This window comes from Mesorhizobium sp. WSM4871, from assembly GCF_055811295.1.
In genome coordinates, this window is the sequence record NZ_JBVVPU010000003.1 from 12025 (window position 1) to 33972 (window position 21948).

The 21948-nt window shown below is 63.3% G+C and carries 20 protein-coding genes and 1 other RNA gene; 13 read left to right on the plus strand and 8 right to left on the minus strand.

From position 1 onward, the window contains the following. Positions 1 to 16 precede the first annotated feature (16 nt). Positions 17 to 1039 carry an ArsR/SmtB family transcription factor gene (locus AC0L2H_RS06720; protein ID WP_473589492.1) on the plus strand — a complete coding sequence of 341 codons (1023 nt, stop codon included), beginning with the start codon at positions 17 to 19 and terminating at the stop codon, positions 1037 to 1039. Beyond that, a complete protein-coding gene (gene metF / locus AC0L2H_RS06725) occupies positions 1039 to 1956 on the plus strand; it encodes a methylenetetrahydrofolate reductase [NAD(P)H] (protein WP_473589493.1) in 918 nt (305 codons plus the stop codon). Before AC0L2H_RS06720 ends, metF begins: the two co-directional genes overlap by 1 nt. A gap of 437 nt (positions 1957 to 2393) precedes the next feature. Here the strand turns inward: metF and AC0L2H_RS06730 are convergent, their stop codons facing one another. Continuing rightward, positions 2394 to 3332 carry a DMT family transporter gene (locus tag AC0L2H_RS06730; protein WP_473589494.1) on the minus strand — a complete coding sequence of 313 codons (939 nt, stop codon included), beginning with the start codon at positions 3330 to 3332 and terminating at the stop codon, positions 2394 to 2396. 200 nt (positions 3333 to 3532) lie between these two features. Between AC0L2H_RS06730 and AC0L2H_RS06735 the strand changes: the two genes are divergently transcribed. Next, positions 3533 to 4753, plus strand: coding sequence for an alanine racemase (locus AC0L2H_RS06735; RefSeq protein ID WP_107651578.1), 1221 nt, complete (start codon positions 3533 to 3535; stop codon positions 4751 to 4753). A gap of 107 nt (positions 4754 to 4860) precedes the next feature. Here the strand turns inward: AC0L2H_RS06735 and AC0L2H_RS06740 are convergent, their stop codons facing one another. Together AC0L2H_RS06740 and AC0L2H_RS06745 are read right to left on the minus strand one after the other, a co-directional pair. Then, positions 4861 to 6039 (minus strand): lytic murein transglycosylase, encoded by a 1179-nt coding sequence (locus AC0L2H_RS06740; RefSeq protein WP_473589495.1) that lies wholly within the window; start codon positions 6037 to 6039, stop codon positions 4861 to 4863. A 104-nt stretch (positions 6040 to 6143) separates the two neighbouring features. Next, positions 6144 to 6941, minus strand: coding sequence for a glycoside hydrolase family 25 protein (locus tag AC0L2H_RS06745; RefSeq protein WP_473589496.1), 798 nt, complete (start codon positions 6939 to 6941; stop codon positions 6144 to 6146). A 227-nt stretch (positions 6942 to 7168) separates the two neighbouring features. Here AC0L2H_RS06745 and AC0L2H_RS06750 point away from each other — a divergent pair, with 227 nt between their 5' ends. Then, positions 7169 to 8548, plus strand: a complete 1380-nt coding sequence (locus AC0L2H_RS06750) for a serine hydrolase domain-containing protein (RefSeq protein WP_473589497.1) — start codon at positions 7169 to 7171, stop codon at positions 8546 to 8548. A 29-nt stretch (positions 8549 to 8577) separates the two neighbouring features. On the opposite strand, the gene AC0L2H_RS06755 is transcribed toward AC0L2H_RS06750, so the two are convergent. The 4 genes from AC0L2H_RS06755 to AC0L2H_RS06770 all read right to left on the minus strand — a co-directional run bounded on the left by AC0L2H_RS06755 (position 8578) and on the right by AC0L2H_RS06770 (position 14778). Next, on the minus strand, positions 8578 to 9255 hold the full coding sequence (locus AC0L2H_RS06755) for a class I SAM-dependent methyltransferase (protein ID WP_473589498.1): 678 nt from the start codon (positions 9253 to 9255) through the stop codon (positions 8578 to 8580). After that, on the minus strand, positions 9252 to 10550 hold the full coding sequence (locus AC0L2H_RS06760) for a BtaA family protein (protein ID WP_473589499.1): 1299 nt from the start codon (positions 10548 to 10550) through the stop codon (positions 9252 to 9254). The genes AC0L2H_RS06755 and AC0L2H_RS06760 overlap by 4 nt, the downstream gene beginning before the upstream one ends. Before the next feature lie 58 nt (positions 10551 to 10608). Further along, on the minus strand, positions 10609 to 10803 hold the full coding sequence (locus AC0L2H_RS06765; RefSeq protein WP_473589500.1) for a hypothetical protein: 195 nt from the start codon (positions 10801 to 10803) through the stop codon (positions 10609 to 10611). Positions 10804 to 10884: 81 nt separating this feature from the next. Continuing rightward, positions 10885 to 14778: a hydantoinase B/oxoprolinase family protein gene (locus AC0L2H_RS06770; RefSeq protein WP_473589501.1), complete on the minus strand. Its 3894-nt coding sequence runs from the start codon at positions 14776 to 14778 to the stop codon at positions 10885 to 10887. A 182-nt stretch (positions 14779 to 14960) separates the two neighbouring features. Here AC0L2H_RS06770 and AC0L2H_RS06775 point away from each other — a divergent pair, with 182 nt between their 5' ends. From AC0L2H_RS06775 to AC0L2H_RS06805, 7 genes are all read left to right on the plus strand, one after another. After that, positions 14961 to 15161, plus strand: a complete 201-nt coding sequence (locus tag AC0L2H_RS06775) for a hypothetical protein (protein WP_083918660.1) — start codon at positions 14961 to 14963, stop codon at positions 15159 to 15161. A gap of 176 nt (positions 15162 to 15337) precedes the next feature. Next, positions 15338 to 16057 carry a TerB family tellurite resistance protein gene (locus AC0L2H_RS06780; protein ID WP_473589502.1) on the plus strand — a complete coding sequence of 240 codons (720 nt, stop codon included), beginning with the start codon at positions 15338 to 15340 and terminating at the stop codon, positions 16055 to 16057. Next, a complete protein-coding gene (locus tag AC0L2H_RS06785) occupies positions 16054 to 16821 on the plus strand; it encodes a peptidoglycan recognition protein family protein (protein WP_473589503.1) in 768 nt (255 codons plus the stop codon). The genes AC0L2H_RS06780 and AC0L2H_RS06785 overlap by 4 nt, the downstream gene beginning before the upstream one ends. A gap of 185 nt (positions 16822 to 17006) precedes the next feature. Continuing rightward, on the plus strand, positions 17007 to 17753 hold the full coding sequence (locus AC0L2H_RS06790) for a lytic transglycosylase domain-containing protein (RefSeq protein ID WP_473589504.1): 747 nt from the start codon (positions 17007 to 17009) through the stop codon (positions 17751 to 17753). Between the two features lie 60 nt (positions 17754 to 17813). Further along, positions 17814 to 18223, plus strand: an RNA gene (rnpB, locus tag AC0L2H_RS06795) — RNase P RNA component class A. A 143-nt stretch (positions 18224 to 18366) separates the two neighbouring features. Then, positions 18367 to 18630, plus strand: coding sequence for a type II toxin-antitoxin system ParD family antitoxin (locus AC0L2H_RS06800; RefSeq protein ID WP_473589505.1), 264 nt, complete (start codon positions 18367 to 18369; stop codon positions 18628 to 18630). Positions 18631 to 18636: 6 nt separating this feature from the next. After that, positions 18637 to 18939 (plus strand): type II toxin-antitoxin system RelE/ParE family toxin, encoded by a 303-nt coding sequence (locus AC0L2H_RS06805; protein ID WP_473589506.1) that lies wholly within the window; start codon positions 18637 to 18639, stop codon positions 18937 to 18939. 9 nt (positions 18940 to 18948) lie between these two features. On the opposite strand, the gene AC0L2H_RS06810 is transcribed toward AC0L2H_RS06805, so the two are convergent. Continuing rightward, positions 18949 to 20064, minus strand: coding sequence for a cystathionine gamma-lyase (locus AC0L2H_RS06810; protein ID WP_473589507.1), 1116 nt, complete (start codon positions 20062 to 20064; stop codon positions 18949 to 18951). A 395-nt stretch (positions 20065 to 20459) separates the two neighbouring features. On the opposite strand from AC0L2H_RS06810, the gene mraZ reads away from it, so the two are divergent. Together mraZ and rsmH are read left to right on the plus strand one after the other, a co-directional pair. Then, positions 20460 to 20918, plus strand: a complete 459-nt coding sequence (mraZ, locus tag AC0L2H_RS06815) for a division/cell wall cluster transcriptional repressor MraZ (protein ID WP_107650509.1) — start codon at positions 20460 to 20462, stop codon at positions 20916 to 20918. Beyond that, complete coding sequence (rsmH, locus tag AC0L2H_RS06820) at positions 20915 to 21946, plus strand: 16S rRNA (cytosine(1402)-N(4))-methyltransferase RsmH (protein ID WP_473589508.1); 1032 nt, start codon at positions 20915 to 20917, stop codon at positions 21944 to 21946. Before mraZ ends, rsmH begins: the two co-directional genes overlap by 4 nt. Positions 21947 to 21948 lie beyond the last annotated feature (2 nt).

Sequence of the window (21948 nt, forward strand, 5' to 3'; positions counted from 1 at the left end):
CAAAGAGAATACGCCGATGCATGTCGCACTCGACACGATGGTGGATACGTTGAAGGCGGCGGCCGAATCCAGCCGGCTGCGCATCCTGGCGCTGTTGTCGCGCGGCGATCTCACGGTTTCCGATCTCACGGAAATCCTCGGCCAGTCGCAGCCGCGCGTGTCGCGCCATTTGAAGCTATTGCTGGAGGCCGGGCTGATCGGCCGCTACCAGGAGGGCTCATGGGCCTTCTTCCGACTGTCGGATTCGGACGCGGCGCGCGATTTCGTGCTCAGGCTGGTCTCCGGCATCCGTGGCGCCGATCCGCAGGTCGAGCGCGATCTCGAGCGGCTGGCTTCGGTCAAGCGCAAGCGGCAGGACCGCGCCGCCGAATATTTCTCCGAAAACGCCGCAAGCTGGGACCATATCCGCTCGCTGCATGTGCCGGATCGCGCCGTCGAGACAGCCCTGTTGAAGCTTGTCGGCAAGCGGCCGTTCCAGTCGATGCTGGATCTCGGCACCGGCACCGGACGATTGCTCGAAATCTTCTCGCCGCTCTACCGGCGCGGCGTCGGCATCGACATGTCGCGCGAGATGCTGACGGTGGCGCGGGCCAATCTCGACAAGGCCGGCATTTCGAACGCGCAGGTGCGGCAGGGCGATATTTTTGCGCCGCCGGTCGAGCGCGATGCCTTCGATCTCGTCACCATCCACCAAGTGTTGCACTATCTCGACGATCCCGCCCGCGCCATCCGCGAGGCGGCGAGGCTGCTGCGCCCGGCCGGGCGGCTGGTGATCGTCGATTTTGCGCCGCACGCGCTGGAATTCCTGCGCGACCAGCATGCTCATGTGAGGCTGGGTTTCTCCGATCGGCAGATCGCGGACTGGTTTTCCGAGGCCGGGATCGACCTCGAGGACAGCCAGGAATTCGAACCGCGCGGCGGCAATGAAGCCAGGCTCACGGTGAAGCTGTGGCTCGGCCGCGACCGCCGCATGCTGATTGCCGATCCTTCCAACGACCGACAAGCGGTCAATGCATATCCAATAGGGGAAACCGCCTGATGAACCAGTTCCGCTTTTCCCGCCGTCCCGATATCGGCGAAAAGATCCGGGTTTCGTTCGAGTTCTTCCCGCCGAAGAACGACGAGATGGAGGCAAGGCTGTGGGACACCGTCACCCGGCTGGAGCCGCTCAGGCCGAAATTCGTCTCCGTCACCTATGGCGCCGGCGGCTCGACGCGCGAGCGTACGGCCCGCACGGTCAAACGCATCCTCAACGAAACGGCGCTGACGCCGGCCGCACACATGACCTGCGTCAACGCCGCGCGTCACGAGGTCGACGCTGTGGTCCAGGAATTCGCCGATATGGGCGTCAAGCGCTTCGTCGCCCTGCGCGGCGACCCGGCCGAGGGCGTCGGCGCGGCCTACCAGCCGCATCCGGACGGTTATGCCAATGGCGCTGAGCTGGTGGGGGCGCTGAAGGGGATTGGCGATTTCGACATCTCGGTCTCCGCCTATCCGGAGAAGCACCCGGAAAGCCCCGACTTTGCCACCGACTTCGACATGCTGAAGCGCAAGGCCGACAATGGCGCGACACGGGCGATCACCCAGTTCTTCTTCGACAATGATCTCTACGAGCGTTATGTCGAGAAGGCGCGGCGGGCCGGCATCTACATCCCGATCGTGCCGGGCATACTGCCGGTGCATAATTTTACCCAGGTCGCCAATTTCTCGTCGCGCTGCGGCGCGCTGGTGCCGGCATGGCTGGCCGAACGCTTCGACGGACTGCAGAACGACCCGCAGACGCATGCGCTGGTCGCGTCGGCGGTGGCGGCCGAGCAGGTGCTGGATCTTGTCGAGCGCGGCGTCGGCGATTTCCATTTCTACACGATGAACCGCGCCGATCTGGTCTTTGCCATCTGCCACATGATCGGCATCCGTTCGCATGAAGTGGAGGCGGCGGGTTCAGCGGCGGCATAGGCCTAACAACCTTCAGGAGAATGTGAAAAGGCCGGGTAACAACCCGGCCTTTTCAATGATTTAGCTTATTGGTGCTGGTCTCTCCCCGCTCTGGCGGGTCTACGGAAGAAAGCCCATAATGAGGGCTCCGATGAAGGCAAACGCAGCACAAATCATCAGTGCGTTGATTGGCCTCGTGAGTCCCATTCCATAGCCTCCTCTAAACAGCTATATCCGAGAGTCTAGGTTCATTTGTGCCACAGGCAAGCGGAAAATGTGCTGCAATGCGACGAGATTGTGGAAATTGCGACCCGCTCTTCGCCTTTAAGCCTTGAAACTCTTCGGCAAAATGCTGCTGCGGCCTTGTGCATAAATTGTGGCGAAGCCTAGGCCATATTGAGGATGACAGAGCTGGATCGGCCCGAAATCGGAATCGATTTTGGGGCCGAGGCGGCGATTCAAGGTGTTGGAGCGGCTCTAATTCGACGCGGGGCGAACAGGCGCCCATCGATGGTGACGAGGCCGAAGGCGATCAGCGCCATGCCGCCGAGCTCGAACAATTCGAGCCGTTCGCCGAGGAACAGGAAGCCAAGCAGGATGGCGCTGGCCGGCACGATCAGCGTGACCAGCGAGGCGTTGGTGGCGCCGGCAGAGGCGACGAGGTTGAAATAGAGGATGTAGGCGAAAGCGGTCGACAGCAACGCCAGCGCCAGCACCGCCGCCCAGACCGGCGGCGAGGCAGAAAACAGGCCGGTCGGGCCGTAAGCGATAAGCACGACCGGGATCATGATGATGGTCGAGGCGGTCAACTGTCCGGTGGCGATGACCGGCGAGGGCACACCCTTGAAGCGGCGGGCGATCATCAGCGCGACCGCATAGGATATCGATGCGCCGATCAGCGCGAATTTCGCCCAGACCGGGCCGCCCAGCCCGGCAAGCAGGCCGGGGCCGATCATGACAGCGGTGCCGGCGATGCCGAGCGCGATGCCGGCAAGCTTGTTCCAGGAGAGTTTCTCGTCCGATGTCAGGGCGTTTGCAAGGATCAGCGTCCAGAACGGCGTCGTCGAATTGAGCACGGAGGCGACACCGGCGCCAAGCTCGGTCTGGCCGGCGAAGATCAGCGAGAAGGGAATGACATTGTTGGCGAGCGCCAGCAGGAAGAACAGGCCGGCATGCGGCAGGGCAAGGCGGAAGGAGGGACCGCGCAGCGCGAGATAGAGCTGTAGCGCTATGGCCGCGATGGCGACGCGAAACAGCACCAGCACCAGTGGCGGAAGCTCGGCAACCGCAATGCGGGCAAAGAAGAACGAGCCGCCCCAGATCGCACCAAGCAGCAGAAGCTGCCCCCAGTCCTTCAGCACCATGGGCCCGCGTGTCGTGTTGGCAGCTATCGCCATGTGAATTGTCCCTCCTGCGGACCAGTCAGGATGAAGCCAATAGCGGGTCCCGCGACAAGAACCACCCGAAACCCGACTGTTGGCCTAGCACTCGTGCCGCCCGGCCTAGCCCCGCGGCGTCAGGGTGCGAGACACAGAATTGTTTTCATTAGCCGCTAGCTTGGATTAATTGTGCGCAGCCTCAGTCAAGGGATTTCTCCATGCAGCGATTCGAAAATGCCCGCGAAGCGGCGCTGGCGCTTCGCCCGGACGATCCGGTCTATTGCTTTCGCCCACAGGTGCTCAAGGCCGACGCCAGGCAATTCATGGGCATGTTTCCCGGCAAGACCGCCTATGCGGTCAAGACCAATGGCGAGCAGATCGTGCTGAAGGCGCTGGTCGAAGCCGGCGTCGGCGCCTTCGACGTCGCCTCGCCAGGGGAGTTCGCCGCCGTGCGCGCGGTCTCGCCCGATGCCGAAATGCTCTACATGCATCCGGTCAAGGCGCAGTCGGACATCAAGCTGGCGCTGGAGAAATACGCCATCCGCGTCATCTCGCTTGACCATGAGGACGAACTCACCAAGCTGACGCGCGTGGTGCGGGCGCTCGACATTGACCCGGGGGCCATCACCGTGTTCGTGCGCATCCAGACCAAGGGATCGGCGGCGTACGAGCTGTCGAAGAAATTCGGCGCCGGGCCGGCCTATGCGGTGGAACTCGCCGAGCGGCTGAACCGCACCGGCTACAAGGTCGGCCTGTGCTTCCATGTCGGCTCCCAGATCGAGGATCCCGACACTTATGAGCGGGCGCTGGCCTCGGCCGACTGGGTGCGCAACCGGCTGACCTTCGATGTGGCGGGGCTCGATGTCGGTGGCGGCTTTCCGGCCGAATACGGCCATGATCCCAACCGCAAGCAGATCGAGATGCCGTCGCTCGGCCAGATCATGTCGCGGCTTTCCGGCGACCTGAAGGAGTATCAGTTCGACCAGATGCCGCTGGTGGCGGAGCCGGGCAGGGTGATCGTGGCGCGATGCCTGTCGCTGATCGTTCGCGTGCTGCTGCGCAAGGGCAAGCGGCTCTACATCAATGACGGCATCTGGGCGTCGCTGTCGGATTCATGGACCGGCAAGATCACGTTGCCGGCGCGCTTCATACCCGATCCCGCGATCCGCTCGCGCAATGGCGCGGAGAAGAACATCGTGCCATTCAAGGTCTGCGGTGCGACATGCGATTCCGTTGACATCCTGTCGCGCCCATTCTGGCTGCCGGAAACCGTCGACACCGGCGACTGGATCGAAATCGGCCATATCGGCGCCTACTCGCTGTCGCTGAGGACCCGGTTCAATGGGTTCTATCCCGACACATTCGTCGAGGTGACGACGCCATTCGACGAGGGCGACGCGCCGCAAGGGTTTGCGAGTTTGGAGACGATGGCGGATTAGGGAATAGTGAGTAGGAGGTAGTCGTTAGCAAGCACCGGAATGCTGCCTGGGAATTTCGCTACTGACTATTCCCTACTGACTATTCCCTACTGACTACTCACTTTCTTTCACAACTTCGCCAGCAAGTCCGGCGTCGGCCAACCATCGACGGGCAGGCCGAGCCGCCTCTGTTCCTTGCGGATCGCCTCGCGGGTGTTGGTGCCCAGAATGCCGTCGACCGTGCCCACGTCATAGCCTTTGGCCTCCAGCCTGGTCTGCAGCGCCTTCATCTGGTCGCCCTTGAGGCCGGGTTCGGGGTTGCGCGGGTCGATTTGCGGGGCGCCCGCCAGCCTCGCGGCGAGATTGGCCGCGGTCAGCGCATAGGTGAAGGACTGGTTCCATTCGAGATAGACGTCGAAATTGTCGTAGGCCAGAAAGGCCGGTCCCTTGCGGCCCATGGGCAGCGCAAGACCCGCCTTCAGGCCATTGTCGACAAGCGGCGTGCCGTCGGGGTTGGTGACGCCCCACTGCGCCCACTGCGTCAGCGGCAGCTTGTTGGTGCGCCCCGTCTGGTCCCACGGCATGTCGTCGGGCACGCGGACCTCCTCGATCCAGGGCTGGTCGCGTTTCCAGCCGCGCGACATGATCTTGCTGGCCGTGGTCATGATCACATCAGGGGCGCTGCCGCGCAGGTCGACCACTTCGTCGCCGTCGCCATCGACGCCGCGGGTCAGATAGTCGGAAGGCAGCATCTGCGTCTGGCCGATCTCGCCGGCCCAGGCGCCGGTGACGTCGGCCGGCAGGACGCCCCGGTCGATCAGCGTCAGCAGCGGCACGATCTGCGGCCGGAACAGTTGCGGACGGCGGCAGTCGTGCGAGAGCGTCACCAGCGCATTCAGCGTGTGGAAATCGCCTTGCACGGCGCCGAAATCGGTTTCCAGCGCCCAGAAGGCGGCGATGACCGGCGCCTGGACCCCAAATTCGCGATCGGCGCGGGCAAAGACATCGGCATACTTCTTCAGATTGACCGCGCCCTGCTTCAGCCGGTGGGACGAGATCATGCGGTTGGAGAATTCGAGGAATGTCTGGGTGAACACGCCCTGGGAGCGGTCGCGCGCCAGCACCTTGTCGTCGATGGTGGCTCTCTCCAACGCATCGAGGCCGGCACTGCCGACACCGGCCGCCCTGGCCTCCGCCGCTACGCCCTGCTTCCAGGTCTCGAAATCGCCGCCGCATTGCTGCGCCGCCGCCGGCAGGGCCGAAGCGGTCAGGAGCAACGCCGCGAGAATTTCAAAGCGCAATCGCATTGCGATCCTTTCGAAACAAATGCGGTCTTCCAAGACGGGCGTCCAGGACGGGCGTCGCGGAAATCCGCTACCGGCTGTGTCGAAAGCAGGCGACAGGCCCGGTGTCAACGGGTGTTCTGCCGCAGCCATTTGTTCCAGGCGGCTTCTGAGCCGTTGAAGACATTGATGTCGGCCTTGCCCTGGATACCCGGCACGATGCCGGTTCCTGTGTACTGCCAGAAGGTGAAGGGGTGGCTGCCGTATCTCTCGCGCGGGTGGCCGGCCACCGAACGCAGCCAGTAGGGATAGCCGCGGAAGGTCGACAAATTGTTGTCGTCGAAGAAATCGATCGAGGTGTAGATGATCGGCTTCTTGCCGTAATGCTTCTCGAGGATATCCAGGAAGATGCTCATCTCGCTGCGCACCGTTGCAGCGTCGGGTCGCAGCTTGCAGGTCGGCGACTGTGGGTTCCATTCCATGTCGAGAACAGGCGGTAGCGCCGACCGGTCTCTGGGCACGTTGCGGATGAACCAGCGCGCTTGCGTGGCGGCGGGCGTGCAAAAATAGTAAAAATGGTAGGCCGCGCGCGGAATTCCGGCCGCTTTCGTGCGGCTCCAATGCTCGTCAAAGAAGCTGTCGAAGCGATCGCCACCTTCGGTCGCCTTGATGAAAACGAAGGAGATGCCGCTGGCCCTGGCCGCCTGCCAGTCGACCGAGGTCTGGTATTTGGAGACGTCGGTGCCGTGGACGGCATAATTCCAAGGCGCGCCGCTGTCCCATTCATGCGGATCGGAGTCGGCGAAACGGGGAGCCCGCACCGCAACCGTCGGACTGGAGCCCGACGGCGCCAACGGTGCCAGATCGTCGACTGTCGAGCAGGCGCCAAGCAGTGCAAGCATGACGAGGACCGCGAAACGGCGCATCACTACTCCTGAGCCGGTTTCAGCCGGCCGCTGATGGGTCCGTTTCCTGGGTGCCCCCTCGGTCTGGCCCCTGCCGGACGCTCACCCCATAGGATCGCCCAGCCTATCCCGTGATCGCCGATCATGGTTGATAACAGGTTGACGGCGCTCGACAAGAAACACGATTTGCGGAAGCAATGGCGGCAAATCGATGACATCAGCCTTGTGCCGGACCTAGAAAGCGGAAAATGCGGATCGTTGCGAAGATCGTCAAGTGGCTGCTGGGACTGGTCGTGCTGGCGGTCGTCGCACTCGCTGCCTGGCTCTATTTCGCGCCGCCGGAACTGATCCGCGTCGGCTCGGGCTATTCGGCCAAGATCGTCTGCTCGAATGTCTTCATCGCGGGACGCGATGCCGACGAGGTGCTTGCCGTCGATGTACAGGCGCCAGGCCATCCGCTGTTGAGGCTGATGCGGGTGTCGGTGGACAAGGAAAAGGGCACGGTTTCGGCCGGGCTGTTCAGTGCGTTTGGCAAGAGCGTCGCGGTCGTTCGCGACGGGCTTGGCTGTGCCGTGGTTCCGGACGGCAACACCGCCGCCGCCAAGACCATCACCGGGGCGGCGTTGACGCCGGCGCCGCCGCCTGACGCGCTGTGGCCGGAAGGCGATAAGGTCGACACCTCGCAGAATCCCGAAATCGCCAGGATTCTCGACGATGCGGCGCTGACCGGTTCAGGCATGCGCGCTGTGGTGGCGGTCAAGAACGGCCACATCGTCGCCGAGCGCTACGGCGACGGCTTTTCCGAGAAGTCGCCGCTGCTCGGCTGGTCGATGACCAAGACGGTGAATGCCGCCATCGTCGGCACGGTTATAAAGGACGGCAAGATGGCGATGACCAACCAGGGCCTGTTCGGCCCTTGGAAAGCCGATGGCCGCGCCGCCATCAGCCTCGCCGACATGATGGCGATGTCGAGCGGGCTCGAATTCAACGAGGATTATGGCGACGTCGCCGACGTGACGCGCATGCTCTACCTCGAGCCCGACATGGCGGGCTTTGCCGAATCCAAGCCGCTGACCGGCGACGTCGGCAAGGTGTTCTCCTATTCGAGCGGCACGGCGGTGATGCTGTCCCGGCTCTGGCAGGATGCGATCGGCGACAAGGACAAGGCGCTGGCATGGCCGAGGGTCGCCCTGTTCAATCCGCTCGGCATGCAGAGCGCGGTGCTCGAGGCCGATGAGCATGGCACCTTCGTCGGTTCGTCCTATCTCTACGCCACGGCGCGCGACTGGGCGCGCTTCGGACAGTTCCTGCTGCAGGATGGGGTCTGGAACGGCAAGGAGATCCTGCCGGCCGGTTTCGTCGGCTGGATGCGGGAAGCCACGCCCGCCTCGAAAGTCTACGGCAAGGGCCAGTTGTGGATCGAGGGTCCGGGCGACGAGGAAAGCCCCGGCGCCGGCGTTGCCGCCGGCCTGCCCCAGGATACGTACTGGATGGAGGGGCATGACGGGCAGACGATCGCCATCATTCCCTCCGAGAAGCTCGTAGTGGTGCGGCTTGGGCTTACGCCGGCCAAGCTCGGCTACCGACCGCAAACGATTGTTGGTGCGTTGGTGAAGGCGCTTGAATAACGCCACCAGCCGATCGGAAGAAGGCTTCGCTAGCCGACGATCGCCAACCAGGCGTAGCCGCGATAAAGCGTTCTGAATCGAAGGCTTGCGCCAACTCTTGCGGATTCCGATTCCAGGACGTCGCGCAACGCTTCACGCGGCTCGACATGGAATTTTGCCAGCCAGCCGCGCAGCAGCGTGCGGAACCAGCGGGGCAGGGCCTCCTGCTGGCCGAAATCGACGACATGCAGCGAGCCATCGGGTGAGAGGGCGGCGAGTGCGGCCGACACAGTCTTTTCCCAGCCGGGGATCATCGATAGCGAATAGGATACAAAGATGCGGTCGAAGCGCTCGACGCCGAACAGAGCCTTGGCATCGAAATCGGTGGCGTCGCCGCGCGCCAGCGTGACGCGTCCGGACAGGCCTTCGCGGGCCATGGCGGCGTTGGCCGTCTCCAGCATTTCGGCCGAAATATCGAGGCCGTAGAAACGGGCATCGGGATAGCGGCGGGCGGCGAGCACGATGTTGCGGCCGGTGCCGCAGCCGAGTTCGAGCACGGTGCCGCCGGCCGGCACGTCGAGCCCCGATATCAGCCGGTCGCGGCCGAGCAGGTAATATTTGCGGGTCAGGTCGTAGAAATGGCGCTGCCAGCGATAGACGCCGTCCATCAGTTCGGCATGCCCGGTCGGCGGTTTGCCGTGCCCGGCCGGCAGTTCGCTGGTGCTCATGCCGGCCGCTTCACATAAAGGTGGAAACCGCCATATATTGCCGAACGGTCGCTGGCCGAGAACTCGCGCGAGGCCTCGTCCTCATAATTCCACTGGTCGAGCAGCGAATTCGAGACGCGGCCGGGCAAAAGGCTGGGTTCGGCCGCGGTGCGGAAGATGACGCGGGCGCCAGTGGATGCTGTGCGGGTGATCTCGGCCCACAACGCATTGAGCTGGTCGTCGGTCATCCAGTCCTGCGCGTCGAGCAGCACGAAGCGGTCGACCGAGCCGGCATCCTTGGCGGCGAGGAATTCGATCAGATTGGCGTGGTGAATGGCGACGCGATCGACATTGTTGCGGATCGTCTCGTAGTTGCGCTTTTCGAGATAGGCGGGCAGCGCTGCTTCGCCCGGGTCGGGATAGCGGCGCGCGAAAGCCTGCCAGGCGAAGTAATTGGTCTGCAACGGAAAATCGCAGGCGAGCTTTTCCAGCCTCGCTTTCAGGACGCTGGCCATGGTGCCGTCGCCCGAGGTGATCAGCGAATCGTACTGTGCCGGCGGTATGCCGAGGCCGAACAGCGAGGCTTTTCGCGAGGTGGCCCATTTCAGCAACGGTTTTTCGAAGACGGGCGCCAGTTCCTCGTTGAAGAAGCGGCGCTGGTCGGCAATGGTTTTCGCTTTCATGATGCCGGCGGGATCGACACCGAAGAATTTGGCCGTGCGGTGGCCCATGGCGATGAACAAGCCGAGCAGGCCGGTCTGGTAGAAGTTGCGGTCGAAAACGGCGATGCGGCGACGACCGCGCCAGTTGCGGCGCTCCCAATAATGGCGGCTGACCGGGTCGAGATGCGGGGCGATGAAGCGGTCGTAGGCTTGCGAATTGTGGCTGGTGTCGGCGGCGCCGAAGAAGCGAAACAGGTCGGCCTGCGAGGGCAGATGGCGGACCGCCTCCAGCTTCATGCGGTTCAGCGCGATGTGGGCGGCGTTGAGATCGACGGCGTCGATCCTTCCGGGCGAGCGGGTGAGATAGGCGAGGATGTTGCAGCCGCCGGAGGCGATGGTGACGATGCGATGGTCCTGTCCTAGCTGCATGGCCTCCATGTCGACATCGGGGTCTTCCCAGATCTGCGGGTAGACGAGGCCGGAAAACAGCAAGGCGAACAGCCGTTCGGAGACACCGGCCTTTGACAGGGGACGGTTCTGGTAGACGGCTTTTCCAACTTCCTTGCCACGTCGAAAAACGAGTTCCCCGGAAAGATCCGTCATGACAAGGTGATTCCCCATTTGCGTTGGCGCAAGCGGGTAACGCAGGGTCATGACAAGCCGGTGACAATCCGTCGACGCGCCTTTATATGAGACCGCCACGAACACGCCCTTACGGCAAACCAGTTGCGCGCACGTCATCCTCTCCAAGTGTAAAGCCCCACTGATACGGAGTGAGGCCGATTGGCACCTTGCTGTAGGACGGCACTGACGGGATGACGCCGGGCCTGAGCGACTGGTATCCGTCAAGATAGCCGTCGTTGAAGGTCTTACTGGGGTAGGCGGGGATGTTCTTCACGACGGACATGGCCACTTCTCCTCAGAATGTCGCGGACATGCGCCCGCCTTGCCAAGCTGGCTCGCCATGTCCTCGTTCAGCAAGCATCCATCACTGCCGGCCAAACCCACCTGGCGTCGGTGTCGTGAGGATGACGGCATCGCCGGCGTCGAGCACGGTCTGGTCGCAGGCTTTCAGCAGCTCGATCGCACCATCCTTGCGACGGACCTTGGTCGATCCGGCCTCGCCATCGCCGCCGCCCTCCAACCCTTGGGGTGGGCGGTTGCGGTGCGAGGACAGGATCGCGCATTCCATCTTTTCGAGGAAACGGATGGTGCGTTTGGTGCCGTCGCCGGCACTCCATCTGCCCTTGCCGCCGGAGCCTTCGCGGATGTGGAAATCCTCGAGCAGCACGGGAAAGCGCAGTTCCAGCACTTCCGGGTCGGTGAGGCGTGAATTGGTCATATGGGTGTGGACGCCGGAGGTGCCGGCAAAGCCGCGGCCGGAGTTCATCCGGCCGGCGGGCGAGCCCGAGCAGATCGTCTCGTAATACTGATACTGTTTGTTGCCGAAGGTGAGGTTGTTCATCGTGCCTTGCGCATTGGCCATCGCGCCCATGGCGCCGAACAGCGCGTTGGTGACATGCTGCGAGGTCTCGACATTGCCGGCGACGACCGCGGCGGGGTAGGCGGGTTTCAGCATGCAGCCATCGGGGATGACGATGTTGATGGGGCGCAGGCAGCCGGCATTCATCGGGATCATGTCCTCGACCATGACGCGGAAGGCGTAGAGCACGGCGGCGCGGGCAACCGGCTCGGGCGCGTTGAAATTGTTCTTCTCGACCTTCGACGTGCCGGTGAAGTCGACCGTCGCCTCGCGCTTTTCCCGGTCGACCGATATCTTGACCTTGATCACCTGGCAGGTGTCGGTTGGATATTCGTATACGGAACTGTCGGGCAAGCGCTCCAGCACGCGGCGCACGCTTTCGGCTGCATTGTCCTGGACATGGCCCATATAGGCCTCGACGACATCGAGGCCGAAATGCGCGACCATCCTGCGCAGCTCGGCGACGCCCTTTTCGTTGGCGGCGATCTGCGCCTTGAGGTCGGCGATGTTCTGATGCGGGTTGCGCGCGGGATAGCGATGGTCGGTGAGCAGCGTCTCCAGTTCCTTCTCGCGGAAGCGGCCGCGATCGACGATGCGGAAATTGTCGAACAGCACGCCTTCCTCGTCGACGGTGGTGGCGAGCGGCGTCATCGAGCCGGGCGCCGTGCCGCCGATATCGGCATGGTGGCCGCGCGAGGCGACGTAGAAGAGTATTTCCTCCCCCCTTGAGGGGGAGGTGGCGGCGAAGCCGTCGGAGGGGGTCGCCGCGGCAGTGCTCGACGTTCCTGTGGTGCCTCCTGAGAGGACCCCACCCAGCCGCTGCGCGGCCACCCTCCCCTCAAGGGGGAGGGAAAAGACCGGCGTGACCACGGTGATATCAGGCAGGTGCGTGCCGCCATTGTAGGGTGCGTTGAGGGCGAAGACGTCGCCTGGATGGATGTCGCCGGAGTTGAGCCGGATGATGGTTTCCACCGAACGGTCCATGGAGCCGAGATGCACCGGCATGTGCGGCGCGTTGGCGACCAGCGCGCCATGGCGGTCGAAGACGGCGCAGGAGAAATCCAGCCGTTCCTTGATGTTGACGGAATAAGCGGTGTTTTGCAGCGTCACGCCCATCTGCTCGGCGATCGACATGAAGAGATTGTTGAAGACCTCCAGCATGACCGGATCGGCCCCCATCTTCCCGGAGAGACCGGTGCCGAGCGCTGCCTGCCGGCGCTTTTTTTCGACGCGACGCAACAGCACGTGGTTCCTGGCGGTGATTTCGGCCTGCCAGCCCGGTTCGACGACGATGGTCTGGTTCGGCTCGATGACCAGGGCGGGGCCGGCAATCTTGTGCCCCGGTTTGAGCGTCTCGCGGCGAAAGACGCCGGCATTGCGCCACGCTCCCTCGGTGAAGATTTCGCGGGTCTGCGAAGGGTTTAACGTGAGATCTTCGGTTTCTGAATCACTTTCGTCGCGGCCGGCGCCGCCGGTGTCGGTGCCTTCGACGCCAACGGTTTCGACGATCATCGGCTTGTCGTCATAGACGAAACCGAACTGCGCCTTGTGGGCGATTTCGAAGTCGCGTTTGGCCTGGAAAATCGAGTCTGCCTCGAAATTCACCGGCAGTGTCGTATCGGTGCCGTCATAGCGAATGTGCAGCACCGGTTTCGCGGCAACAGCGTCCTCGGCGATGCCTTGTGCCGAGAGGTCGGCGATGACGGCCTTTCTCAAGCTGGCAATGAGGTTGCCGATCTCGGTTCGGGACTCTTCGGCAAGAGGTTTGAGCAGCGCCTGCTGGCGGGAGGCAAAGACCGAGGACAGGCCGATGCCATAGGCCGAAAGCAGGCCGGAAAAGGGATGGATCAGCACCGCCTCCATTCCAAGCGCATCGGCGACCAGGCAAGCGTGCTGACCACCGGCGCCGCCGAAGCAGTTCAGGAGATATTCGGTGACGTCGTAGCCTCGCTGCACGGAAATCTTCTTGATGGCGTTGGCCATGTTTTCGACGGCGATGGTGACGAACCCTTCGGCGACGGCCTCCGGAGAGCGGCCGTCGCCGATTTCGGCGGCAAGTGCCGCGAATTTCTCGCGCACCGTTTGCACGTCGAGCGGCTGGTTCTGGCCGGGTCCAAAAATGGCCGGGAAGAAATCGGGCTGCAGCTTGCCCAGCATGACATTGGCGTCGGTGACGGCCAATGGCCCGCCGCGCCGGTAGGCTGCCGGACCGGGATTGGCGCCGGCGGAGTCCGGGCCGGCGCGGAAGCGACCAGCCTCGTAATGCAGGACCGAGCCGCCGCCGGCGGCTACGGTGTGGATGCGCATCATTGGCGCGCGGATGCGCACGCCGGCGACCTCGGTGTCGAAGGCGCGCTCGTAATCGCCGTCATAATGGGCGACGTCGGTCGAGGTACCGCCCATGTCGAAGCCGATGACCTTGTCGAAGCCGGCGAGCTTCGCCGTCTCGACCATGCCGACGACACCGCCGGCCGGGCCGGACAGCAGCGCGTCCTTGCCCTGAAACATGTCGGCGGCGGTGAGGCCGCCCGACGACATCATGAACATCAGGCGGGGTTGGCGCTGCCCCTCACCCTTACCCTCTCCCCGTGAAGAACGGGGAGAGGGGGGCGTCAGCGTTGGAGCTTCACCCTTCTCCCCGTCACTATACGGGGAGAAGGTGCCGGCAGGCGGATGAGGGGCAGCGCCAGCGCCGGTTGCAATAATCCCCAGTTCACCCGCCACCTTCCCCACATATCTCGACAGGATCGGCGACAGATAGGCGTCGACCACAGTGGTGTCGCCACGGCCGACAAGCTTGATCAGCGGCGAAACCTCGTGGCTCACCGAGACCTGTGAAAATCCGAGCTTGCGGCAGACTTTTGCAACCGCCTTTTCATGGTCGGGATATTTCCATGCATGCATGAAGACGATCGCGACAGCGTCGATGCCGTCCGCCTTTGCCTGTTCGATGGCCGGCCGGCAGGCGGCGATGTCGAGCAGTCTTTCAACGCTGCCGTCGGCGCGCACGCGTTCGTCGATCTCGATGACGCGCTCATAGAGCTGTTCGGGAAGGACGATCTCCTTGGCGAAGATGTCGGGACGTGCCTGATAGGCGATCCTCAGTGCATCGCGAAAGCCTCTGGTGATGAGCAGCAGCACGCGGTCGCCCTTGCGCTCCAGAAGCGCGTTGGTGGCAACGGTGGTGCCCATCTTGATGTCGCCGATCAGGCCAACGGGGATCGGAGCGCCGGATTTCAGCCCGAGCAGTTCGCGAATGCCGTGGATGGCAGCATCGGCATAGGCTTCGGGGTTTTCGGACAGCAGCTTGCGCGGGTGCAGCGCGCCCTGCGGGTCACGGCCGATGACATCGGTGAAGGTGCCGCCGCGGTCGATCCAGAAATCCCATTTTGCGGTCACGATATGGCTCCCGGCATTTTCACTGTTCGATCCTGTTAGTTCGAGATGCCCCGGCGGGCAATCGCCAAAGGATATGAAGATGTTACAGGTGGAAATGCAACGTTACGAAACTGATGTCCGCCTCATGCATTTTGTCCTCGACCGCCACCGGTAACGGCGGCGTGATCAGAGGAGAAAAAGTTATGAAAAAGCTCATTCTTGCGTCGGTTTCGGCGCTTGCACTGCTCGGCGTTGCGGCCTGCAGCGACAGCGGCACCGATAATACGACCACGCAGAGCACCAATCCGCCGGCCGCCGAACAGCCGATGCAGCCGGCCCCTGACGCCACCAAGCCTGCCGAACCGGCTCCGGCTCCTGCGGCGCCTGCTGCCCCAGCGCAGTAGTTCATACGCCCAATTTGGGGGAGGCCGGTCAACGCCGGCCTCCCTTGCTCTGGTTCAAGATACGCGCGCCTAGCGCCGCAAAGCCGCTGTTTCGTGCGCCACCAAATTGTTGGCGTGGAGCATTGGGGCGTTGTCTTCGCTTGATAGCGATGGCCGGTTGGTCCTATTAAGCCCTCATGTCGATTTGGGACCGCTTCGGCGACTTCATCACCCGCGTTTCGTCTTCAGCCTCGTCGGGTGTCGCCGATGTCGTGGAGGCCGTGCGTACGGTTTTCTCGGGCGATGCCGATTTGCGCCGACGCGTTGCCTTTTCGGTGGCGATGATCGCGCTGTCTGCCAAGATGGCCAAGGCCGATGGCATCGTCACGCAGGACGAGGTGCGGGCCTTCCAAGAAATATTCGAAGTGCCGAGAGAGCAGACGCGGAATGTGGCGCGCCTCTACGATCTGGCCAAGCAGGATGTTGCCGGGTTCGAGACCTATGCCGAGCGCATGGCGCAGCTTTGCGGCTCCGGCCAGACGAACTGCGTGATGCTGGAGGACATTCTCGACGGGCTGTTCCACATCGCCAAGGCCGACGGTCTGGTGCATGAGCGCGAAGGCTTGTTCCTGCATCGCATCGCCGAGATCTTCCGGATCGAGGAGGCGCACTACCAGAGCATTCTGGCACGCCACGTCAATCTCGGTGCCGGAGATCCCTATGTCGTGCTCGGCATCGAACGTGGAAAGCCGTTCGAGGAGGTCAGGAAGCGTTATCGCAAGCTGGTCTCGGACAACCATCCCGACCGGCTGATCGCACGCGGTCTGCCCCAGGAATTCATCAAGATCGCCACGACCAGGATCGCCGCGATCAACGCGGCCTATGAGATGATCGAGCGAGGTCTGCGGCACGCATGAGCGGCTTCCTGCCCGACGAGCCGAACGCCGAGGTAAGGGTATCGCCGAATTTCGGTCCGCGGCGCGAAACGACCAGGCCCGACATGATCGTGCTGCACTATACCGGCATGAAGACCGGCCCGGGCGCCGAAGCATGGCTGTGCGATCCGGCCAGCGAAGTCTCGGCGCACTATCTCGTCCATGAGGACGGCCAGATCGTCCAGATGGTGAGGGAAAGCGACCGTGCCTGGCATGCCGGCAAGAGTTCGTGGTTCGGATGCGCCGACATAAATTCCTGTTCGATCGGTATCGAGATCGTCAATCCTGGACATTCGCTGGGCTATCGCAGCTTCCCTAAACGACAGATCGATGCCGTGATCGGCCTGTGCAAGGGGATCGTCCGGCGCCATTCCATTCCACCCCAGCGGGTGCTCGCCCATTCCGACGTGGCGCCGGGACGCAAGATCGATCCGGGTGAGAAGTTCCCGTGGAAGGCGCTGTTCGAGGCCGGTGTCGGCCATCTCGTCGGGGCGGCCCCGGTCAGGCGCGGCGCGGTGCTTAAGGCCGGCGATGCAGGCGTGGGGGTCGAGGCGTTGCAATCGATGCTGGCGCTCTACGGTTATGGGGTGGAGATATCGGGAGTTTTCGACCGGCAGACCGAAATCGTGGTCGAGGCTTTCCAGCGGCATTTCCGGCAGCGCAAGGTGGATGGCCTCGCCGACGCATCGACGATCCGCACGTTGGAAAGGCTGCTTGCTTCCGCAAGGTCAGTTTCTCCAAAGTAATCTTTTCACCGTCATAAAGTTACAGCCTGTCACTCAAAGTGACTTGCATCGCCTTGTTTGACGCAAAATCGGCCGTCAAAGGCCATCCGTGCAAGTTGTCGGGCCTCTAATCCCCCAGATGTTCCGATGTTGATTTAGCGTATCTGCGCGAAGTTCTTCGCGCGGCTCAGACAGAACAGGATCACATGCAGAAATTGACCGTTGTAACGGCAGCTGTTGCTGCCGGCGTAATGACTTTTGCCTTCAGCACGGCGAATGGCGCCCCACTGAGCCCACGGGCCGACCAGGGCCTCGCTGTCGCAGCCGGAAAGACCGCCATGCCGAAAGCCGGCCAGGGCGCAAAGGCAAAGAGGACAGCCAGCGCGAAAGTGGAAAAAGCGGCTGGGGTAAAGGCCAAAAAGGCGACTTCGGCAAAAAGGGCGACCTCGGCGAAGAAGGCAGTCTCCAAGCGGCATGTGAAGCGCCATAAGAAAAATATCGACCGGACGACAACGGCCTCGATCGACCGCAAGAGCAGGGCGGTGCCGACTGCGACGGCCGGCGGCACTGGCCAGTATTCGGCGATCATCGCCCGTTACGCCGCCACCTACGGCGTGCCGGTGTCGCTCGCCAACGCCGTCGTCAAGATCGAGAGCAATTACCAGCCAAACATCGTCGGCGGCGCCGGCGAGATCGGCCTGATGCAGATCAAGCCGGCAACGGCGCGGATGATGGGCTACACCGGCTCAGTCAAGGGCCTGTTCAATCCCGACACCAACATCAGATATGGCATGAAATACCTCGCCATGGCGCGCGGCCTCGGCGGCGGCACGACCTGCGGCACGATCCTGAAGTACAATGCCGGCCATGCCGCCAAGCGCATGAACCCGGTGTCGGCCGCCTATTGCGGCAAGGTCAAGGTGCAGATGGCCGCGCTGGGGGCGCCGGCGTGAACTGGTCATAAGTCGCTTTTTCGTTTGCGTTTTTTGGCGTGAACCCCTTTATACGCCTTGCCAGCTGGCCGGGCGGCCGCACCCGCGAAGCCGAAAGGCTGCGGGTGAGGAAAGTCCGGGCTCCATGGAGACACGGTGCCGGTTAATGGCCGGCGGGGGCGACCCCAGGGAAAGTGCCACAGAAAGCAAACCGCCACGATCCGGCTTTGCCGGATTCGGGGCAAGGGTGAAAGGGTGGGGTAAGAGCCCACCGCGCGACTGGCAACAGGAGCGGCACGGTAAACCCCACCGGGAGCAAGACCGAATAGGGACGGTGCGAGGGGAAACCCTCGGGGGCTGTTTCCGGCTCACCGTCCGGGTAGGTTGCGTGAGGCGCATGGCAACATGCGCCCAAGATGAATGGCCGCCACGTTCTCGCGCCGCAAGGGGCGAGGGCCATACAGAACCCGGCTTACAGGCCAGCTGGCAATTTTCTTCCCCGATCTTTCCAGGAAATCAGCAGGTTGCGCCCTCGGGCGCGCCTATTGATTTATGCGTTTAAGAAATTGCGGCGTTCGTTGAAATCGGTGCGATTAAATCGTACCATGCGCTCGGGCAGCATCAGGTAGCCATTATGGGTCAGGTCGACAAACGCAGCATCACGCTTTCGCCGGAACTGGCAGCGGCAGTCGACGATGCAGTCGCCGCCGGCGAATATGCTTCGGCGAGCGAGGCGATACGCGACGCCCTGCGTCAGTGGAAGGATCAGCGCGACCTGCTTGGCTATACGGTCGAGGAGTTGCGCAAGCTGGTGCAGGAAGGGATTGACAGCGGGCCGGGGCGATTTGCATCGCTTGACGAAATCAAGGCTGAGGCGCGGAAACGATTGAACCGATAGCGCGGTATGAATTGGCTGCCTATCAACAGAGGCGCTCGCGCAGAAGAAGATCTGATCGCGATCTGGCTTCACGTCGCGCAAGACAGCGGGGCTGCGGCAGATCGGTTGCTCGACCGGATCGAGGCCCGCTGGCAGCAACTGGCAACCTATCCGTTATCGGGTGCACCGCGCGACGATATCGCACCCGGCATTCGTCATCTGGTCGTAGGCAACTATCTCACCTTCTATCGCGTGGGCGACGAGGCAATCGAAATCGTCCGTGTATTGCATGGCCGGCGCAGGATCGAAGCCGACGACCTCAGTTCGTGATCGATCCGCTCAGTCGCCAAGCTTGTTAAGCGACGCCTCGATCGCTTGCCAAAGCTCTTCCACCGGCTCGCAGCCGACCGACAGGCGGACGAAGCCTGGCGGTACCGCGTCGCTTCTCTTCGCCCGTCGTTCGGCGGAGCTATGGACGCCGCCGAAGGAGGTCGCCGCCTGCATCAGCGCGCAATTGTTGATGAAATCCTCGGCCTTGTCCTCCGAATCCAGCACGAAGGAGATGAGGAAGCCGAAACGCTCCATCTGGGCGCGGGCAAGATTGTGGGACGGATCGCCTTCCAGTCCGGGATAGCGCAGGCCGCTGATCGCGGGGTGGCCTTGCAGCCGCCGCGCCAGCACTTCCGCCGAAGAGCACATGCGGTCGAAGCGCACGTCGAGCGTTTCCAGGCCGCGATGCACCAGCCACGCCTCGAATGGGCCGGGAATGGCGCCCGACACCTCGCGCCAACCGGAAACCGCGGCGATGATGTCCGCATTGCGGCTGGCGACATGGCCGAACAGCACGTCGGAATGGCCGTTGGGCGCCTTGGTGTCGGCGGCAATGACGATATCGGCGCCGAAATCGAGCGGGCGCTGGCCGAAGGGCGTCATCGTCGTGTTGTCGACGGCGAGGATCGCGCCGGCTTTGTGCGCGGCTTCGGCGACGGCGGCAATGTCGCAGATGTCCAATCCCGGGTTGGCCGGCGTCTCGACGAAAACAAGGCGATAGCCGTCGAAGCCGCCGTCGAGGAAGCTCGATGTCGGGCGGACATCGTAGGCGATGTCGAAAGACCTCAGGAAGCGATCGGCCAGGGCTCTCGTGGCGTGATAGCCATCCGCAGGCAGCAGGATCCGGTCGCCGGATTTCAGCAGCGCGAAAAACACCGCCGAGATCGCAGCCATTCCGGAGGGGAAGCCGACGCATGGCGCGTCTTCCAGGTGCGCCAGCATGTGCTCGACGGCCCTCCATGTTGGATTGTCGTATCGGCCGTATTCATCAAGGCCCGCAGCATCGCCCGGTGTGTGGAAAATGGCGGCCATGGTCAATGGCAAGGGAATTGGATCGCCCTTGGCAAGCCCACCGCGACGCAGGTGAGGAAGTGCCGCAGCGCGTGACCTGGCTGTTTCAGACATCGATTCAAACCTTGTTTCTGCAGCGGACCCTACCGTCAGGTCACGGCTTGCAGCAAGCGACGTCCGGTTGGGCCAAGCGGCTCTAAACGCTTCGTTAGGCTTAATGGAGGACAAACACGGGAGTGCCGTCAAAGTCGCTCTCACCGGTTGTGGCGCGCGCGTTTGTGAAGCCTGTTCCCGTTGACGCCCATAACGCCCCATGATATCCCATATCGATATTCAAGCCTTCGTTCCGCGTCAGGGTGAAGCGTACGCCAATCGGGCAGCCGCGGCGGCTGCGCGATTGCCCGCTTTCACCCCTCGGAGCGGCATGGATTTCGGGCGGGGACCGCGCTGCGGCGGCGCGGACGGCAAAATGCAGAGGGGTGCGGCGGCGCAAGCAGCTGTAGCGCGTAATGGACCGGTTTCTGTCGAACGCGGTGAACAGGATCGATGCGAAGGGGCGAGTGTCCGTTCCGGCGCATTTCCGCGCGGTCGTGCAGAAGCGTGGCTATTCGGAGCTCTATGCGCTGCGTTGCCTGGACCGTCCGGCGATGGATGTCGGCGGGCTCGACCTGCTCGACCGCTACGAGCAGCGCATCGCCCAGGAAGACCCCTTCCTGCAGACGGCGGACGACATGTCGTTCTTCTGCCATGGCGACGGGACGTTCCTGAAGCTGGATCAGGACGGACGCATCACGATGAGCGATTTCATCCGCGAGCACACCGGCATATCGGCAGAAGTGGCCTTTGTCGGTCGCGGCAATTTCTTTCAGATCTGGGAGCCTGGGCGGCTAGCAACCTACGGAGCGGAAGCGCGCGCCCGGCTTTTGCAGCTTCGGCAGGGGACGAAGCCCGGGGAGCGGCCGGAATGATGGCGGGTCACGGCGATGATATCAACGCCGTTGGCGGACCGGCCCGCCACATTCCGGTCCTCCTTGCCGAAGTGCTGGAGGCGCTTTCGCCCAAGATCGGCGAGGTGATCGTCGATGGCACATTCGGCGCCGGCGGTTACACCAGGGCCATTCTGGCGAGCGGCGCCTCGGTCGTGGCCATCGATCGCGATCCGGATGCGATCGCGGCGGGGCGGGACCTCGAAGCACGGTCGGACGGCAAGCTCCGGCTTGTACGCGCGCCATTCTCGATGCTGGACGAGCAGGTCGAAAGCGCCGACGGCGTGGTGCTCGATATCGGCGTCTCCTCCATGCAGATCGACCAGGCGGAGCGCGGCTTTTCGTTTCGCGCCGACGGACCGCTCGACATGCGCATGGCGCAGGCGGGCCTGAGTGCCGCCGATGTCGTCAACTCCTTCAAGGCGGGCGATCTTGCCCGCATCTTCGGTTTCCTCGGCGACGAGCGCCATGCCGGCCGCATCGCCCGCATGATCGAGAGCCGCCGCGAAAAACGCCCGTTCGAGCGTACGCTCGATCTTGCCGATGCCATCGAGACGCATATCGGCCGCGCTCCTAAGGACAAGATCCATCCGGCGACCCGCGTCTTCCAGGCGCTGCGCATCTTCGTCAACGACGAACTTGGCGAACTGGCCAAGGCGCTGTTTGCGGCCGAGCGCGCGCTGAAACCGGGCGGGCGGCTGGCCGTGGTGACGTTTCATTCGCTGGAAGATCGCATCGTCAAGCGCTTCATCGCCGACCGTGCCGATCACGTGACCGGGTCGCGGCATATGCCCGAGGCGCAGGCGCGCCTGGCCACCTTCCGCAAGGCGGGCGGCGGGGTGACGCCCGGCGATGCCGAGATAGCGGCCAATCCGCGGGCGCGTTCGGCAAGGCTGCGCGCCGCCATCCGCACCGAGGCGCCGGCGCGCGCCGGCGATTTTGCGATTTTCGGTCTGCCAAAACTTCCCAGCCCAAAACTTCCCGGCGCCAATCGGCCGGGAGAGAGGTGAGC